Origin of the sequence: Emticicia soli, assembly GCF_037860775.1 — a bacterium.
Lineage (GTDB): Bacteria > Bacteroidota > Bacteroidia > Cytophagales > Spirosomataceae > Emticicia > Emticicia soli.
Window position 1 is genome coordinate 384,453 of the sequence record NZ_JBBEWC010000006.1, and the last position, 16,927, is coordinate 401,379.

Consider the following 16,927-nt stretch of genomic DNA (forward strand, 5'->3'; position numbering starts at 1 on the left):
CTTTCGATACCGAAGTTGTCTGAACTGTGCCGGGCGGCGTACCGCTTTACCTGATTAAATGATTTACTATGATTACTAAAAATCAATTGACTCACATGAATTACAATTCCAGAAAAGAAAATCATTCAAATCAGATTAATCAGGTAAAGCGGTACGCCGCCCGGCACAGTTCAGACAAAAAATCTTAAATAACCATGCCACCAGAGTATTTCCTTAAAATGCTCAATAATGTGCTACAATGAGCGTTATTGAAAAGAGTCAATACTTGCGAGAGCGCTTTTATGAAAATAAAATTTACTTTAGTTTTTTTCTTTGTTACAATTGCCACCTGGGCACAGAGCCGCCACACGGTAAGTGGCTATATCCGCGAAAAAGGCAGTCAGGAATTATTAATCGGCGTAAACGTCTATCTACCTAATTCTTCTGTTGCTACTACCTCTAACACCTACGGGTTTTACTCGCTCACCATTCCGGCCAAAGATTCGGTTACGCTTGTTTTCTCTTTTGTGGGCTACGAACGAATTGTGCGAACCATAAGCCTACAAAAAAATCATGAGCTGAATATTGATTTAGAGCCATCGAACCAATTGCAGGAAGTGGTGGTATCGGCCAAAAGGCAGGAAGAAAAAGTGAGTGAGTCGGCACAGATGAGCCAGATAGACTTGCCCGTGAATCAGATTAAGAAAATACCGGCTTTTCTGGGCGAAAAAGATGTACTGAAAGTACTGCAATTGATGCCCGGCGTACAAAAAGGCTCAGAGGGACAAGCGGGTATTTATGTACGTGGTGGCGGTGCCGACCAAAACCTGATTATACTCGATGACGCCATTGTTTACAATGCCAATCACTTGTTTGGCTTCTTTTCTACCTTCAATGGCGATGCCCTCAAGAGTGTAGAACTCACCAAAGGTGGCTTTCCGGCACGCCATGGTGGTAGGCTATCGTCGGTTATTGACCTGAACATGAAAGAAGGCAATAAGGAAAAACTGCATGGCGAGGGTGGCATCGGGCTTATTTCTTCAAGGCTTACGCTCGAAGGGCCTATCAAAAAAGGTAAATCTTCTTTTCTGATTTCAGCCCGACGGACTTATCTCGATATTATTGCTCGTCCGTTTATCAAAGCCCAATCAAACGAAGGCTCAGAAGACGTAGGCGGTTATTATTTCTACGATCTCAACGCCAAGCTCAATTATGATTTTGGCCGTAAAGATAAAGTGTATCTAAGTGGCTATTTGGGACAAGACCGTTTCTATGCCAACTCAAAAAGTGCTTTAGAAACCAACGAATCGAACCTGAACTGGGGGAATATCACAGGTACAGCCCGTTGGAATCACTTGTTTAACGAAAAACTCTTTGCCAATACCTCGTTTATTATGAGCCGCTATCAGTTTGGTATTGGTAGTTATTATAAAGATAATGAGCAAGATGCCGATGATTTTACGCTCAAATACAGCTCAAGAATCAACGATATTGGCCTTAAAACCGACTTCGATTATTTCCCAGACCATCGGCACTCTATCCGTATGGGTCTGGCTGTTACCCGCCACCGATTTATTCCTTCGGCGATTGTGTTACAAAGCAACCAGACCAACCTCGACCGTGCAGCAACGCCTATTGATGTAATGGAATCGGGCATTTATGCCGAAGATACCTGGAAAGTAACAGACCGATTCAAGATGAATTTGGGTATGCGTCTAAGCTACTTTCTAGCCCAACAGCGCCACTATGTACGTCCTGAACCACGTTTTTCGGCAGCATTGAAACTGGCAGAGAATTTATCTGCCAAAGTATCTTATGCCGAAATGAATCAGTTTGTACATCTGCTTTCAAACACGGGTATTGGTTTACCAACCGACTTGTGGGTACCTACTACTCGTCGTGTGGAACCACAAAACTCAAGACAAATAGCGGCAGGTATAGCCAAAGATTTACCAAAGCAAAACCTGACCCTAACGGTAGAAGGCTATTACAAAGCCATGAATAAGATTCTGGCCTATAAAGAAGGCTCAACGTTTCTGAACCTTGATGGCTTAGGAGCACAGGAAGTAAGCTGGGAAGACAACGTAACTGCCGGAAAAGGCTGGTCGTATGGTGGCGAGGTACTTTTACAACGCAAAGTTGGGCGTTTCTCAGGCTGGGTTGGTTACACACTTTCGTGGACACAGTGGCAATTTGACGAATTGAATGGTGGTAAAAAGTTCTTCCCGAGATATGACCGCCGACACGATATTTCGGTAGTGGGTATTTATGAGCTAAGTCCCCGAATTACCATATCGGGCACATGGGTATATGGTACGGGCAATGCCCTCACACTTCCTATTGCCTCTTATGATGCCTATACCGATAGGTTTAATAACACCCGCCGAAACCCGACTTTTATAGACCGTATCCAATGGAGCAGCCAAAGGGCAAACGAATATGGTGAAAAGAACACCTTCAGGGCAGAGGCTTTCCATAGGCTAGATTTGGGCATTCAGTTTCATAAAAAACTCAAACGTCATGAACGTACCTGGGAATTTAGCCTTTATAATGCTTATAACAGACGAAACCCGTTCTTTTATGACATAACCACCGATACCAGCACAGGGCCTCCCTATAAAACAGTATTGAAAAAATACTCTTTGTTCCCGATTGTGCCTGCGTTTTCTTACAACTTTAAATTCTGATTGAGCGATGAAACTTCTTATAAAAATATGGCTGATAGGTATGGTTGCAGGTTTGTGTGCATGCGAGAGTCTGATTACGACCATACCTGACAGCAAATTACCCAAAGGTACCGAAAAGGTGGTTTTGCACGCTTATATTTCGCCACAAGACACGGTTATTATGGTAAAACTCACCAAATCTACTCCCCTATTGGGCGTGTATCAGAACAACGGTTTTGGCTTTAGCGTCATCGGCAACGATACCATTTATTACACAGGTGGTGTGATAGAAAACGCCAGCGTGATTCTGACCGATTCAAAAAAGCAATCGGTGAGTATTCCTTATGTAAAAACACAGGCAACCTATGTGCTTAGTGCAAGCCAGTTTCCGATTAAAGCAGGCGAAACATACACTATTACAGCCGAAACGCCTATTGGTAATGTAGAGGCAAGTTGCACTGTTCCCACCGAAACCACGCTTGCGCTTGATTATAAAATAGATACGCTCTATGAGGGTTCGGGTAATTCGAGGAGGAAAATTTTCCATATTAATTTCGATTGGAGAGATATTCCGTCTCAAAGGAATTATTACACCATGAAAGCCAGTATAACTTCTAAAATGATTCTGACACCACTAGCCGGAACTGAAGACCCAACTCCTATCGAAAAATATATCACCTATACAGGTTATTGGGACGAAGAAAACCGACAGTCACAATACCAGAGTGATGCCAACCGAGACGGAACAATATTTTCAACCCCCAATGGTGTTATTCAGTTTGGCAGCGACCTTGTGAATGACAATGGCAAGATTTACCGACCTACTTTTTCGGGCGAAAAAGACATTATTGCATTGGAGGTACTTAATACCGAAAAAAACTATTATGATTACCACAGAGCTGTGCGTGTAAACAACCGCCAGAACGGCAATCCGTTTGTTGAGCCGGTGCCCATACCTACCAATGTTAAAAACGGCTTGGGCTGTTTTGCAGCTTCAAATAAATCGATACGAACCATTGTTTATTAAACATAGCTTTTTGACTGACTCGGGCTTTATTTATTGCCTATTGCTTTGTATCTTTGTGCCCTTATTTATTGCACAGGCAAAAAATACAAGACAGCAGATATTTGTATATCGCTAATATTCAAATAACAATTTTAATAAAAAATGGAAATTACAGGTAGAATCGTACAGTTATTGCCTCTACAGACAGGTCAGGGTAAAAACGGTGTTTGGAAGAAACAAGATTTTGTTATTGAAACCGAAGGACAATACCCAAAGAAAGTGTGTATTTCGGCATGGGGAGATAAAGTAAGTGAAAACATGCTGGTAGAAGGCAAAGAAGTAACTGTATCGTTCGATATCGAAAGCCGTGAGTTCAACGGTCGTTGGTATACCGATGTAAGAGCATGGAGAGTAGACGAAGCAGGCGGTGCACCGGCACAAGAGCCATACTACGCAGCCGCTTCAACACCGGCAGCAAGTGCTCCGGCAGCTAATAAATCAGTAGCCCCAGATTTTCTGATTTCGAACGACGGTGGTAAAGACGATTTACCATTCTAAGCTACAAAAACATATTATATGCATTCAGGAAACACAGAGGTATAATGCTCTGTGTTTCTTTGCATAACCCCACCCTAACCCTCCCCAACAATGGGGAGGGAATCAGAAGAAAGGCTATATCAAAAGTAAAACAGTAGCTTTTTTATGATAAAAAGCTACTTATTTCTCACTTTGAGTCGATAACAAAAAGAGGACTTTTGACTCCCTCCCCACAGTTGGGGAGGGTTGGGGTGGGGTTTAACAACCCATTTATTTATCATTCTTTCATAAAGTTTCACAGTAAAACCTATGTTCTCTATCCAGAATTATACAGTTGAGTCTTTAGCCAGTCAGTTCGGAACACCCCTGTATGTGTATGATGGCAATAAAATTGAGGAGCAAATCGGCAAAATGCGTACAGCATTTGCAGGTACTAACCTTAAACTGAAATATGCCTGCAAAGCACTTACAAACATCAATATCATGAAACTCATGCGAAAGAATGGTGTAGATATTGACGTGGTTTCAACACAAGAAGCTCATCTGGCGATTCTGGCAGGCTACCAACCTCATCAGATACAATATACGCCAAGTGGTGTAGCGTTTGCTGAAATTCAGGAAGCCGTAGCACTAGGCTTAAGAATGAACCTTGATTCGCTGCCATTGCTAGAGAAAGTCGGACAAACTTATGGCAATTCATTGCCTGTTTGTTTGCGTATCAATCCACACATCATGGAGGGTGGTACACTCAAAATCTCTACAGGACACAAAGATTCTAAATTTGGTATTTCAATTGAGCAAGCACCCGAAATCTATGAGATTGTACAGAAATACGACCTCAAAGTAGTAGGCTTGCACCAACATACAGGTTCTGATTTCAAGAATGCCAATGTGATTATCAGTGCAGCAGAAAAGCTCTTCGATTTGGCATTCAAATATTTCCCTAATCTTGAGTTTATCGATTTAGGTTCTGGCTTCAAAGTAGCTTACCACGAAGACGACCACATAACCGATATGGACAAACTCGGCAAAGGCGTAGTAAAAGTATTCAATGAGTTTTGTGCGCAATATGGCAAAGAAGTAGAACTATGGTTTGAACCAGGCAAGTTTCTGGTAAGTGAATGTGGTTATTTGCTTACAAGTGCCAATGTGGTGAAACATAATCCGGGTCGTAATTTCGTAGGGGTTGATTCTGGTCTGAACCACCTTATCCGCCCGATGATGTATGATTCTTACCATGAAATTATCAACGGCTCGAATCCTGACGGAGAAGAGAAAGAAAAATATGATATTGTAGGCTACATCTGCGAAACAGACACATTGGGTAAAGACCGTACGATTCCGACGGTAAAAGAGGGCGATATAATTGTAATAAAAAATGCCGGAGCTTATGGTTTCTCAATGGCATCTAACTATAACTCACGTTTCCGCCCTGCCGAAGTACTGATTTATAACGGAGCGGCACAGGTGATTCGCAAACGTGAAACGATGGAAGATATTCTGAAAAATCAGATTGTGCTTGATATATAGATTGCTTACATTTGAAGCATTATCGAATCAAGTACAAACATGACCGCCTCAGACCAAACATTTCATCGCTCAAGCAAAAAAGACGAATTTGAATCACCTGATTTTTACGGAATAGACGATTTACTAACCGAAGAACAGCTAATGATTCGCTCGGCAGTGCGTGATTTTGTAAAACGTGAAATCTCGCCTATTATTGAAGACGCCGCCCAACGCTGCGTTTTCCCTGAGTTTATTGTCAGAAAGTTTGGTGAGTTAGGCGTGTTTGGCCCAACGATTCCGGTAGAATGCGGTGGGCAGGGATTAGACTATATCTCTTATGGCCTTATGATGCAGGAAGTTGAACGTGGCGACTCAGGAATGCGTTCTACGGCTTCGGTTCAGGGCTCATTGGTGATGTTTCCTATCTACAAATATGGTAGCGAAGCGCAAAAGCAGAAGTTTCTGCCTAAGCTCGGAAGCGGTGAGTTTTTAGGTTGTTTCGGCTTGACAGAGCCTGATTTTGGGTCAAACCCAAGCGGTATGACTACCAATTTCAAAGAAGATGGCGACCACGTGATTTTGAATGGTTCGAAAATGTGGATTTCAAATTCACCCAAGGCTGATGTGGCCGTAGTGTGGGCTAAAAACGAGCAAGGGCGTATAAAAGGCTTAATTGTGGAGCGTGGCATGGAGGGTTTCAGTACACCTGAAATTCATGGTAAATGGTCGTTAAGAGCAAGTATCACAGGTGAGTTGGTGTTTGATAATGTAAGAGTGCCCAAAGCCAATATATTACCAGATGCCGACGGACTGAAAGCACCTATGTCATGCCTTGATAATGCCCGCTATGGCATTGCCTGGGGAGCCTTAGGTGCAGCAATGGACTGCTACGATTCGGCACGCAGATATGCTATGGAACGCATACAGTTCGACAAACCGATTGCAGCTTTTCAGCTTACACAAAAAAAACTGGCCGAAATGCTTACCGAAATTACTAAAGCACAATTGGTATGCTGGCGTTTGGGTAATCTCAAAAATCAGGGAAAAGCCACTAGCGCACAAATATCACTGGCAAAACGGAATAATGTAGCAATGGCACTAGAAATAGCCCGAGAAGCCCGACAAATACACGGAGGCATGGGTATTACAGGCGAATATCCGATTATGCGCCACCAGATGAACCTCGAGTCGGTAGTAACCTATGAAGGCACACACGATATTCATTTATTAATTTTAGGCCAAGCCATTACGGGTATTGCGGCGTTTAAATAATTGTCTTGAACTTTGATTTATCTGATTAAACTGATTTTTATGAACTATTGATTCAACAATCAGATTAATCATACAAATCAGGTAAATCAAAGTTCAAGACATCATTCCCCTCCCATTTCCTGAAACTCAGATAATTCTTTTTTGTTGTTAGTTTCCAGTTGTCTGTAATCTATTTCCCAATTCACAGCAGCGGCTAGTTGGTTCATCATTAAGCCAACCTGTCGGTTTGCTACTCTGGGCAAATCGCTTTCAAGGGCTTTTTCCTGCATTAGTTTCTTGGCTTCGTTCAGAATATTGGTATAATCTTCATGGCTGAATTTATTCAACCAACCTTGGTCAATATCATAAAATTTATAATCCGTATCTATCGAGATTACTTCCGCAACCGGAAACTCCTCAACTATTAGTTTGCGGGTAGTTTCGTCTCTTCTTACTTTCATTTTACCAAAATCAAAGCCAACCGAAACCTTTGCTCTTGAAACCACCAAAGCCTTTTTGTTAATTTTGAACAAACCCCAGAAATCTTTCCTACTACTGTGGTCATATATTTCGGTAAAATATCCCTCTGCCACTACCACCTTGAAAACCTTCTCTATGCGCTCAAGCAATAGGGTTGATTCACGCCGCAATTGCTCACGGTTATCACGTATTTTTTTGCCATATACCCAATTAAAAACCTGCCATGCAGCAATACCGCCAACACCTAATGCTGATATAAAAAATAAAAAATCCATGTACTCTAATTTATAAAATGTTTAATTGCTATTACTTAGACTCAAAAAACAAGCTAAAGTATTCATAACCAAAGATATAAATATTTCGATGGTTTTATAATTACCATACATTTTAATAAAGTTCCACTAATTAAATCACTACTAAAAATTGTAACCTTATTACGTCATTCCTGTTTGAGTGTAATTAAAAATCATCCTAAAGAACAATTTCTGAGCAAAGATTTATCAGATTTTTAATTGCACGAGTTTGAATGATGGCTCTTTTGCGGACGGCTAGTCTTGAGTTACTTTTTTTCAGCTAAAAAAAGTAACATCCCAAGACTATGCAAACAAGACAACTTAATATACTCTATTTTTATCCTTTGCAATTAACCCTAATAAATTAGCAAATTCTTACTTTTGCATCAAAAGCCCTTAATACAATCTTGACACAAACATCACCTAAATATCTGATTTTGCTCGTTGGCCCAACAGCCGTTGGTAAAACCGATCTATCTATCCGACTAGCACATAAACTCAATACCGAAATTATATCAGCCGATTCAAGGCAGTTTTATCAGGAATTGAGCATAGGCACAGCCAAACCCAGCGTAGAAGAAATGGACGGAATCAAACATCATTTCATTGATTCGCATAGCATTGAAGCCTATTACAGCGCCGGAGATTTTGAAAGAGATGTAATAAAGCTATTGGAAGAAGATATTTTCAAGAGAAAAGATGTAGTGATTATGACCGGAGGCTCTGGCTTATTTGTAAAGGCTATTACTGATGGACTAGACGAAATGCCCGAAGCACCCCTAGCCCTGCGTGAAAACCTGATGAAAAGACTAGAAACCGAAGGAGTTGAGCAACTAGCCGCCGAACTCCAGAAACTTGACCCTGAATACGCAGCCACAGCAGATTTACAGAACTCTCAACGAGTAGTAAGAGCCCTGGAAGTTTGCCTAAGCACGGGAAAACCTTTTTCGGAATTTCACAAAAAAGCCAAAGTAGAGCGAAATTTTAAATTCATAAAAATAGGTATCGAACGACCAAGAGAAGAATTGTATGACCGTATCAATAGGCGCATGGATATTATGTTGGCAAATGGTTTGGAAGAAGAAGTAAAAGGCTTAAATGATTACAGAAATCATAATGCACTACAAACAGTAGGCTATAAAGAAGTTTTTGAGTTTATGGATGGCGCTTACGACCACTCAACAATGGTAGAACTGCTAAAACGTAATTCAAGAAGATACGCCAAAAGACAAATGACCTGGTTCAAAAACCAAGACGATTTCCAATGGTTCAACGCTGAAGATTTTGATGGGGTTTATGGGTATATTCAATCTACTTTAAACCAAAAATAACAACTAAAAATTGTAACCTTAAATCATCATTTCCTGTTGAGACGAACGGCTAGTCTTGCGTTACTTTTTTCTAGCCGTACCATTTCACCCAATAAAACGGAAGGCCGTCCCCGTGGGTGGCTAATATAACAAAGGAATATATTTTAGTGTCTAAGCCTGACTCAAGTCAGGCATTTAAATAATAAAAATAACAACTAAAATTGTAACCTTAAAACATCATTTCCTGTTTGAGTACAGTTAAAAATCAGGAAAAAGACTATTTTACAAGAAATGATTTAAAGGATTTTTAATTGTACGAGTTTAAATGATGCCGGTTTTTTTGTTACTTTTTTTCCGGTAAAAAAAGTAAAGCCACGAAATAAGCTATATCAAACAATGTGATGTTATAAAAGAAAAAAACATCAAACCCTCCAATAATCATACTGAATATACTCAGCAGTTTCATTAGCAACTTCTTTACCCAAAAGTTTTGAAACCACATACAAAGACATATCAATCCCTGCCGATACTCCGGCCGAAAGAATAATCCGCCCATTATCTACCCAACGTTCTTCAGGGAATAGCTTTGTATTAGGCGCAACTTCACGCATTTGCTCAACAGCCTTGAAGTGCGTAGTAGCTGATAACCCTTCTAATAATCCGGCTTTTGCCAATATGAGAGAGCCCGTACAAACCGAGAGTAACAGTTCTACTTTTTCGTTCATGGCTTTTACCCATTCCAACAAATGCTCGTTGTTCATCTCTTTTCTTGTACCAAAGGGCGTACCATCAGGTTTAAAGCCTCCACCGCCCGGAATCAGTAATATATCCGGTACTGGACAGTTATCAAACGTATAAGTTGCTTCAACAATCAGGTTATTCCGTGCGGCAATTTTATTTTTCTGGGCTACTGTAAAAACAGTAAAATACCCTTCTCTACCCCCTTGTTTTCCGGCTACGCCAAAAATCTCAAAAGGCCCTGTGAAGTCTAAAACTTCTACATCATCAAAAATAAAGATACCTACCGATTTCATTAATAGTGAAAATAAAGTACTGAAAGTTGAATATTTTTAAGAATAAAACGAAAAATGCTTAAATCCTGACTGCTCAGATTGTTACTCTCGCAAATTAGATTTTTCTTTGCAAAAACTTTAGACTAAATGCAAAAAATTACGATTGCCGTTGATGGCTATTCTAGTTGTGGTAAAAGTACAACAGCCAAAAGAGTGGCAAGTAAATTAGGCTATTCATATATTGATACAGGTGCCATGTATCGTTCGGTAACACTGTATTTTCTTGAGCACCACATAACGCTCACCAACGATAAAGAAGTAGAAAAAGCCCTTGAAAATATAGATATTGAGTTTCGACGGAATCCGAACGATGGCCGTAACGAAACTTTTCTGAATGGGCTCAACGTAGAAGACGAAATCAGAAAACTATATATTGCTGACAAAGTAAGCGAAGTAAGTTCTATTGCTGCTGTTAGGCACGCCATGGTAGCCCAACAACGCCGCATGGGTAAAAAGAAAGGCGTAGTAATGGATGGCCGAGATATAGGCACAGTGGTTTTCCCGGATGCTGAGTTGAAGATTTTTATGACCGCCGACCCTGTTATAAGAGCTACTCGCCGCCAGATTGAATTAGCCGAAAAAGGCGAAATGGTAGATTTGGAAGATATTCTTGAGAACTTAAAAAAACGAGATTTAATAGATACAACCCGTAAGGAAAGCCCGCTCAGAAAAGCTGACGATGCCATTGAGGTTGATACATCATACATCACTTTTGATGAGCAGGTTGATGCTGTATGTCTGCTGGTAGACGAAGCAGTGAGCAAGGCGATGAAAGAAATAAATATTTAATAAAAGCATACTATCACATATGGTAAAATGAACCAAAATGATAAAGAAAAATATAAATCAGAATTTAAACAAGCTTTAGATCAATTTGCTCTAAAACTTGAAGAATATGTTTCTACTGAAAATGGTGATTGGTCTATTAAAGGATTTATTGACGTTTCTAAGAATATTTATACTATTTCTGCCGACACTAAAATTATCTCTAAAATACTCGAAATTCATATTTTCCCTCAGCTTTTACAGTTTGCTAAAGATTATAATTACAAAATTATATTTGCTGAAAAACAAAATTGGTATCCTGACATAACATTTATTAGTAATACTAATGAGTCGGTAAAGTTTGCTCTTGATATAAAAACAACATTTAGACGTAACAATAAAATCTCTGGTTTTACATTAGGCAGTCATGGAGCATATTTTAAAGAAAGGGATAAAAGCAAAAATATTCAGTTCCCATATAACCAATATCTAGCCCATTATTGTTTAGGAGTAATTTATTCAAGAACTCTAGTAAGTGAAGATTTCCCTGAAACCGACATTTATCAAGTAAAAGACTTACAAGATGAAGAAGATAGCATATTAAAAAAGATTGGACAGCGAAAAGTTACTACTGTTAATAATCTAGCTTCTATAACCTCTGTAATTAAAGACTTTGACTTCTTTATTGCCGAAAAATGGAAAATTGCAAGTGACAAGCAAGGATCCGGCAATACTGCCAACATAGGTTCTATCGTTGATATTGCAGATCTTAAAAAAGGGAATGGAGTATTTAGCCAATTGGGGGAAGAATGGTTTGATGAATATTGGATAAATTATGGAGTAGCCACTATGATAAAAGATGGTAAGGCTGTTAAAATAACTACTTTAAAAGATTTTCTTGAGTTTAAAGGTAGAATAGACTTATGGGATAATAAAATAGCCACAACATATTATAAGAAAGTAAAATGAGAGTTATTGTTCCTCCAATTAAAAGTCAAGGTATAAAAACTAAGTTAGTGCCTTGGATTATGGAACTTGCACCAAAAGCAACGGGCAAGTGGATAGAACCTTTTTTAGGTACTGGTGTAGTAGCATTTAACTCTGGATATAAGAAAGCTATTCTCAATGATACTAATCCTCATATTATAAACTTTTACAAGGGTGTACAAAAAAAAGAAATTACGCCATCATTGATGAAAGCATATCTTGAAAAAGAGGGAGAATTATTAAGTAAAGCTAATAACAATGGATATGAACATTATCTAAATGTCCGGAAACGATTTAATGATGGAGAATTTTCACCTTATGATTTCATATTTCTTTCTCGTGCCGGCTTTAATGGTATGATGAGGTTTGGCAGTAAAGGAAATTGGAATATCCCATTTTGCAAAAAGCCTGATAGATTTGCTCAAGCATATATTACAAAGATAATAAATCAGATTGCAAATGTCTCTCAAATTATACAACCAGAGCCTGACTGGATTTTTCATAATAAATCGTTTTCAAAGATTATCCCTTTGGCCACCGAAAATGATATAATCTACTGTGACCCTCCGTATTATGGAAGACATGTTGATTATTATAATGGATGGAAAGAAGAAGATGAAGCTCTTTTATTTAATTTATTAAAAGAAACAAAAGCTAAATTTGTTCTCTCAACTTGGCATCATAATGACTGGAGAGAAAATGATATGATAAATAAATATTGGCGACATTTTAATATAGTCACAAAAGATCATTTCTATCATAATGGGGCTAATATTGAAAATAGAAAAACAGTAGTAGAGGCCCTTGTTTGTAATTTCGATATTTCTGAATTCGCACAGCACAATCATGGAATAAAGAAAAAAGTACAAACAGAACAGTTATTAATTGATTGGGCCGTTTAATAGCGTTTTCTTTTTATAGATTTCATGCAGCAATTTGATTATATCATAGTAGGGCAAGGTATTGCGGGGTCATTATTGGCTTATCAACTGATAAAGGCTGATAAACAGGTGCTTATTCTGAACGATGAAACTCTCCCTACGTCTTCGGCGGTAGCAGGTGGAATATTTAATCCGATCACGGGTAAAAATCTTGATAAAACCTGGCTGGCAGATACGCTCTTTCCGTTTTTTAAAGCGTTTTCTCTATCGCTCGAAAAAGAAACGCACACTAGTTTTTATCATGAAACAAACCTGTTTCGGCCTTATGCCAATGAACAGCAACGTAAGCATTTTTTAAAACTAACTGATGAATACGACCTAGACCGATACATCAGGCTGGTAAAACCAGAGGCTTACAGCGAAATAGAAAACCCCTTAGGTGGGCTTTATACCAGCTCGGCTGGTTGGGTTGATGTACCCGTGATGCTAGAAGCATTGAAGCAGTTTTTCTTGCAAAAAGCTACTTATCAGCCTGAGAAGTTTGATTATCAAGCACTCGAGATTTCAAAAAATAGCGTTGCGTATAAGGGCTTTAAAGCGGCTAAAATAGTTTTTTGTGAAGGCTATTATGCTTCGCAGAATCCTTATTTTAAATGGCTGCCGTTTAATCCGGCCAAGGGTGAAACTTTGATTGCTACGATAGACAACTATTCAATCAAAGAAATTGTCAATCAAGGTTCATGGATTATTCCTTTAGGAGACCAGCAATTCAGATTTGGCTCAACGTATATATGGAATCAGCTAGACTGGCAAACCACCGACGAAAGCAAAGAGGCAATTAGTAGTAAAATAGACAAATTTCTTAAATTACCTTACCAGATTATTGACCAGCAGGCGGGTATCAGGCCCACTACAAAAGACCGTCGGCCGTTCTTAGGCAACCATCCTGCTTATGCCAACGTCTATGTATTCAACGGTTTAGGTACTAAAGGTGTGTCGCTTGCGCCTTATTTTGCACAAGAGATGTTATTTTTTCTTGAAAAGCAGAAAGATTTAATGCCAGAATCTAACATTCAGCGATTTTATTCGTTATATTCGTTATAAGATAAAGTACCAAGTTGGTACAAACCCATAATCCAAAGATATTTAGTGATTGAGCCCGAACGAAGGAGCGGGATTATTCAGAGAGCTATGGAAAAATTCTCTACTTATCGCCAAGGCGCTGTGCGCTTGTTTGCCATTAATGCTCTTATTCTGATAGGAATACAAACTGCTTTTGCCCAAAATTATTTTTCATCTACTCAGGAAGAATTTGGTAAAAACCGCATTCAGGAAAAAAGATTTGAATGGCTCACTATTAAAAGCAATAATTTTGAGTTTAACTACTACCGTGGAGGCGATAAAATTGCTCAGAATGCTGCAAAACTTTCAGAAAGCGAGTATGACCGTATCACAGAGTTGTTGGGTTATACGCCTTTCACAACCATGAAGATTTTTCTGTATAACTCACCAAAAGATTTAGCACAAAGTAACATTGGCCTCATGGCTCCGATAGACCTTGATGGGAGTGTGCTTAATCTGGCAAAATCACGTGTACAGATAGCTTATACAGGTAACGAAGAGACATTTAAAAAAGAGTTAATCAGACAAGTCGCCCGTTTGTTTGTGTATGATATGCTTTACGGCGGCTCACTGAAAGAAGTATTGCAAAGCTCTCTTTTACTTACGGTTCCAGAGTGGTATATGGCGGGTATCTCTGCCTACATTTCTGAAAACAGCGAAGACCCTACCATGCTCGACCGTATGCGGGTGGCTGTGATGAAAAACAAAGACAAGCGAATTGCAAACCTCGAAGGCAAAGACGCCGAGTTGATAGGCCAATCAATCTGGAACTACATAGCCATGCGGTATGGCAAAGATAATATTTCTAATATTCTGAATCTAACACGTATCATTCGTACAGAAGAATCGAGTATTACCAGTACGCTTGGCATATCGTACAACCGTTTCATGAAAGAGTGGAAAGAGTTCTACATCAATAGTGCGTATGCTAATACTAACGATAATAAAATAGACGAACCACAGCAAAAAAGCCCTATTTCGCCTAAAATAGACCTTACGAAACCAAAAGAGAAACTTGTATTAGAAAAAGGCGAAGTAGATACAGATAATTATGAGTTTGATGCCGAAAACATCATGAAGTCGTTGGCTACTGAAACAGCCAAAAGCAAAGTAGATGATATTGACAAAGCAACTCCTAGACTAGGCCGATACCGAGAGGCACTCAAAATAAAAGGTCCGTATGCTTATGAAAACATCATGGTTGCCAACGATGTAAAATCTGAGTTTCTGATGGACCCTGTTCGCCGCATGGGTATGAAAGTTAGCCTGGTACTAAACGATTTACTAGAAAACCATAGCATAAAACTTGGGCTGTTTATTACGCCTGTGCTTCGCAACCACGATATATTTTTAGAATACAACAATTACACCAAACGTATTGACTGGGGCTTGGGCATTATGCGCCGCTCTGTTTCGTTCGGCGAATTAGATAACCGTAGCCTGTACCTGTTCCGTCCGCTTAATATCAATGCACCATCAACGGCTGTAATTGCTATTGACAGACGCTTGTTTTTCAACAGATTTTCGGCTTATGCCAATTATCCGATTAACAAAAACCTGCGTGTAGGTATTACACCATCGTTAACTACTACAACAGACATTGACCTCTATGAAATGGGGCGTGAGAATCTGACCTCTCATTACCTGGGTTATAAAGCCGAACTTGTTTACGACAATACCACGCCCCTATTCAGCAAGGTTTTGTTGGGTACACGTGCCAAGTTGCGCTTAGAGCGTTCTTACAGCCTTACATCAAGCACTCAGAATTTCAGCCGTATGGTGATAGATGCCCGTCATTATCAGCGAATACTGCGCAGCTTTATTTTTGCTGCCCGTATATCTTACGGACGTTCGCTGGGCAGTGCGCCAAAGGCTACATTCTTAGGTGGTGTTGAAAACACCATTAACCGTACTGTTGAAGGTAGCAATGGGCAAGGTATAGGTGTACCTCGTGATTTGCGTGACGTACTATTCTATGATTTCGCAGGAAATCTGAGAGGTTTCAATTTTGCTAAGCTATATGGTACAAGCCACTTATTAACCAATTTCGAATTGCGCCTGCCTTTGGCACAGTATTTCTCTAAAGGAACAATTACCTCTAATTTCTTACGCAATATGCAGTTTGTAGGTTTCAGCGATATTGGTACGGCATGGTATGGCAACAAGGGGCCATTTAACCGCCAGAATAGCTTGAATACCGAAGTAATTGGTGGTGGAGACAACCCATTCCAGGCAACAGTAACCAATTTCAAAAATCCATTTCTGGTAGGATACGGTGTTGGGGTAAGAACTACCATTCTTGGTTATTTCGTAAAAGCTGATTATGCATGGGGACTTGAAGACAAAGAAGTAAGCAAACCTAAGCTATACCTTTCGCTTGGTTACGATTTCTAACAGATACATAGCCTTTGAATAGATGCTATTCAAAGATGATATAGAAAAACCCGTTCAGTCCGAATGGGTTTTTCGTTTGTTTAATGGTATGAATATATGAACTCTGAAAGCAAGCGAATCCAGCAAACGGCAGTCTTATACAACCAGTTGATTAATTTCTTCTGGTCGATGCTGGCTTTTATACCTGTTGTCTACTTCTGTTATCAATACCTACCGCTTAAGCTGCTATATATATTTATCGGCATTAGCTGCATGGTTATTTTGCTGCCTACGGCGTGGCTTAACAAAATACAATTGAGCAAGTCGACAAGGCTTTATCAACAAATAGGTATCAGGTTTGTTAAAAAGTACACACAAGACGGCGACCTTGTGAATCGGCTCATTAAAAAACAACATTCGCAATATAAATATGTAGAAGGCATGCAATCGTTTAAAAAGCTGATTAGCAAATCTTACATGAACGAACGATTCCACTATCTGGCCTTTGTTTTCTTCGTTTGCAGTATGGTTTATGCTTTTATCCTTGGGCTGATAGGCTGGGGCTTTTTCTTGCTAGTAGCCAATATTATTTATAATGTATATCCTATTTTTTTGCAGCAATATAATCGTATCAGAATCAACTACCTTATAAAGCGTCAGTCGTCTTAAATCAAATATTTTCATCTTATCCACTT

14 protein-coding genes are annotated in these 16,927 nt (G+C 39.4%); 12 read left to right on the forward strand and 2 right to left on the reverse strand.

The features are described 5' to 3' along the window. The first annotated feature begins 281 nt into the window (after positions 1 to 281). From WAE64_RS11765 to WAE64_RS11785, 5 genes are all read left to right on the forward strand, one after another. Positions 282 to 2,666, forward strand: a complete 2,385-nt coding sequence (locus WAE64_RS11765) for a TonB-dependent receptor (RefSeq protein ID WP_340236656.1) — start codon at positions 282 to 284, stop codon at positions 2,664 to 2,666. Positions 2,667 to 2,673: 7 nt separating this feature from the next. Continuing rightward, positions 2,674 to 3,672, forward strand: coding sequence for a DUF4249 domain-containing protein (locus WAE64_RS11770; protein ID WP_340236658.1), 999 nt, complete (start codon positions 2,674 to 2,676; stop codon positions 3,670 to 3,672). Positions 3,673 to 3,813: 141 nt separating this feature from the next. Beyond that, positions 3,814 to 4,209, forward strand: coding sequence for a DUF3127 domain-containing protein (locus WAE64_RS11775; protein WP_340236660.1), 396 nt, complete (start codon positions 3,814 to 3,816; stop codon positions 4,207 to 4,209). A 288-nt stretch (positions 4,210 to 4,497) separates the two neighbouring features. Further along, positions 4,498 to 5,718: a diaminopimelate decarboxylase gene (lysA, locus tag WAE64_RS11780; RefSeq protein ID WP_340236662.1), complete on the forward strand. Its 1,221-nt coding sequence runs from the start codon at positions 4,498 to 4,500 to the stop codon at positions 5,716 to 5,718. A gap of 39 nt (positions 5,719 to 5,757) precedes the next feature. Next, entirely contained in the window at positions 5,758 to 6,969 is a 1,212-nt protein-coding gene (locus WAE64_RS11785; protein WP_340236664.1) for an acyl-CoA dehydrogenase family protein, read from the forward strand. Positions 6,970 to 7,070: 101 nt separating this feature from the next. Here WAE64_RS11785 and WAE64_RS11790 read toward each other — a convergent pair whose 3' ends face one another. After that, complete coding sequence (locus tag WAE64_RS11790) at positions 7,071 to 7,703, reverse strand: DUF4230 domain-containing protein (RefSeq protein ID WP_340236665.1); 633 nt, start codon at positions 7,701 to 7,703, stop codon at positions 7,071 to 7,073. 425 nt (positions 7,704 to 8,128) lie between these two features. On the opposite strand from WAE64_RS11790, the gene miaA reads away from it, so the two are divergent. Further along, a complete protein-coding gene (miaA, locus tag WAE64_RS11795; protein WP_340236666.1) occupies positions 8,129 to 9,052 on the forward strand; it encodes a tRNA (adenosine(37)-N6)-dimethylallyltransferase MiaA in 924 nt (307 codons plus the stop codon). Positions 9,053 to 9,453: 401 nt separating this feature from the next. Here miaA and WAE64_RS11800 read toward each other — a convergent pair whose 3' ends face one another. Next, complete coding sequence (locus tag WAE64_RS11800) at positions 9,454 to 10,065, reverse strand: DJ-1/PfpI family protein (protein ID WP_340236668.1); 612 nt, start codon at positions 10,063 to 10,065, stop codon at positions 9,454 to 9,456. A gap of 126 nt (positions 10,066 to 10,191) precedes the next feature. Here WAE64_RS11800 and cmk point away from each other — a divergent pair, with 126 nt between their 5' ends. The 6 genes from cmk (at position 10,192) to WAE64_RS11830 (ending at position 16,901) form a co-directional block, all read left to right on the forward strand. Further along, positions 10,192 to 10,893: a (d)CMP kinase gene (gene cmk, locus WAE64_RS11805; RefSeq protein WP_340236670.1), complete on the forward strand. Its 702-nt coding sequence runs from the start codon at positions 10,192 to 10,194 to the stop codon at positions 10,891 to 10,893. Positions 10,894 to 10,920: 27 nt separating this feature from the next. Then, positions 10,921 to 11,838 carry a type II restriction endonuclease gene (locus WAE64_RS11810; protein WP_340236672.1) on the forward strand — a complete coding sequence of 306 codons (918 nt, stop codon included), beginning with the start codon at positions 10,921 to 10,923 and terminating at the stop codon, positions 11,836 to 11,838. Then, the gene (locus WAE64_RS11815) at positions 11,835 to 12,758 is read left to right on the forward strand and encodes a DNA adenine methylase (protein ID WP_340236674.1); all 924 of its coding nucleotides are present in this window, start codon (positions 11,835 to 11,837) and stop codon (positions 12,756 to 12,758) included. Before WAE64_RS11810 ends, WAE64_RS11815 begins: the two co-directional genes overlap by 4 nt. A 24-nt stretch (positions 12,759 to 12,782) precedes the next feature. Then, entirely contained in the window at positions 12,783 to 13,841 is a 1,059-nt protein-coding gene (locus WAE64_RS11820; protein WP_340236675.1) for an NAD(P)/FAD-dependent oxidoreductase, read from the forward strand. An 87-nt stretch (positions 13,842 to 13,928) separates the two neighbouring features. After that, a complete protein-coding gene (locus WAE64_RS11825; protein WP_340236677.1) occupies positions 13,929 to 16,253 on the forward strand; it encodes a BamA/TamA family outer membrane protein in 2,325 nt (774 codons plus the stop codon). 96 nt (positions 16,254 to 16,349) lie between these two features. Further along, entirely contained in the window at positions 16,350 to 16,901 is a 552-nt protein-coding gene (locus tag WAE64_RS11830) for a glycosyl-4,4'-diaponeurosporenoate acyltransferase CrtO family protein (RefSeq protein ID WP_340236679.1), read from the forward strand. Positions 16,902 to 16,927: the final 26 nt, after the last annotated feature.

Bases quoted from the DNA above. Each gene is read 5' to 3' on its own strand.
- WAE64_RS11765 (WP_340236656.1), top strand. From the start codon at position 282: ATGAAAATAAAATTTACTTTAGTTTTTTTCTTTGTTACAATTGCCACC.
- WAE64_RS11770 (WP_340236658.1), top strand. From the start codon at position 2,674: ATGAAACTTCTTATAAAAATATGGCTGATAGGTATGGTTGCAGGTTTG.
- WAE64_RS11775 (WP_340236660.1), top strand. From the start codon at position 3,814: ATGGAAATTACAGGTAGAATCGTACAGTTATTGCCTCTACAGACAGGT.
- lysA (WP_340236662.1), top strand. From the start codon at position 4,498: ATGTTCTCTATCCAGAATTATACAGTTGAGTCTTTAGCCAGTCAGTTC.
- WAE64_RS11785 (WP_340236664.1), top strand. From the start codon at position 5,758: ATGACCGCCTCAGACCAAACATTTCATCGCTCAAGCAAAAAAGACGAA.
- WAE64_RS11790 (WP_340236665.1), bottom strand. From the start codon at position 7,703: ATGGATTTTTTATTTTTTATATCAGCATTAGGTGTTGGCGGTATTGCT.
- WAE64_RS11800 (WP_340236668.1), bottom strand. From the start codon at position 10,065: ATGAAATCGGTAGGTATCTTTATTTTTGATGATGTAGAAGTTTTAGAC.
- cmk (WP_340236670.1), top strand. From the start codon at position 10,192: ATGCAAAAAATTACGATTGCCGTTGATGGCTATTCTAGTTGTGGTAAA.
- WAE64_RS11810 (WP_340236672.1), top strand. From the start codon at position 10,921: ATGAACCAAAATGATAAAGAAAAATATAAATCAGAATTTAAACAAGCT.
- WAE64_RS11815 (WP_340236674.1), top strand. From the start codon at position 11,835: ATGAGAGTTATTGTTCCTCCAATTAAAAGTCAAGGTATAAAAACTAAG.
- WAE64_RS11820 (WP_340236675.1), top strand. From the start codon at position 12,783: ATGCAGCAATTTGATTATATCATAGTAGGGCAAGGTATTGCGGGGTCA.
- WAE64_RS11825 (WP_340236677.1), top strand. From the start codon at position 13,929: ATGGAAAAATTCTCTACTTATCGCCAAGGCGCTGTGCGCTTGTTTGCC.
- WAE64_RS11830 (WP_340236679.1), top strand. From the start codon at position 16,350: ATGAACTCTGAAAGCAAGCGAATCCAGCAAACGGCAGTCTTATACAAC.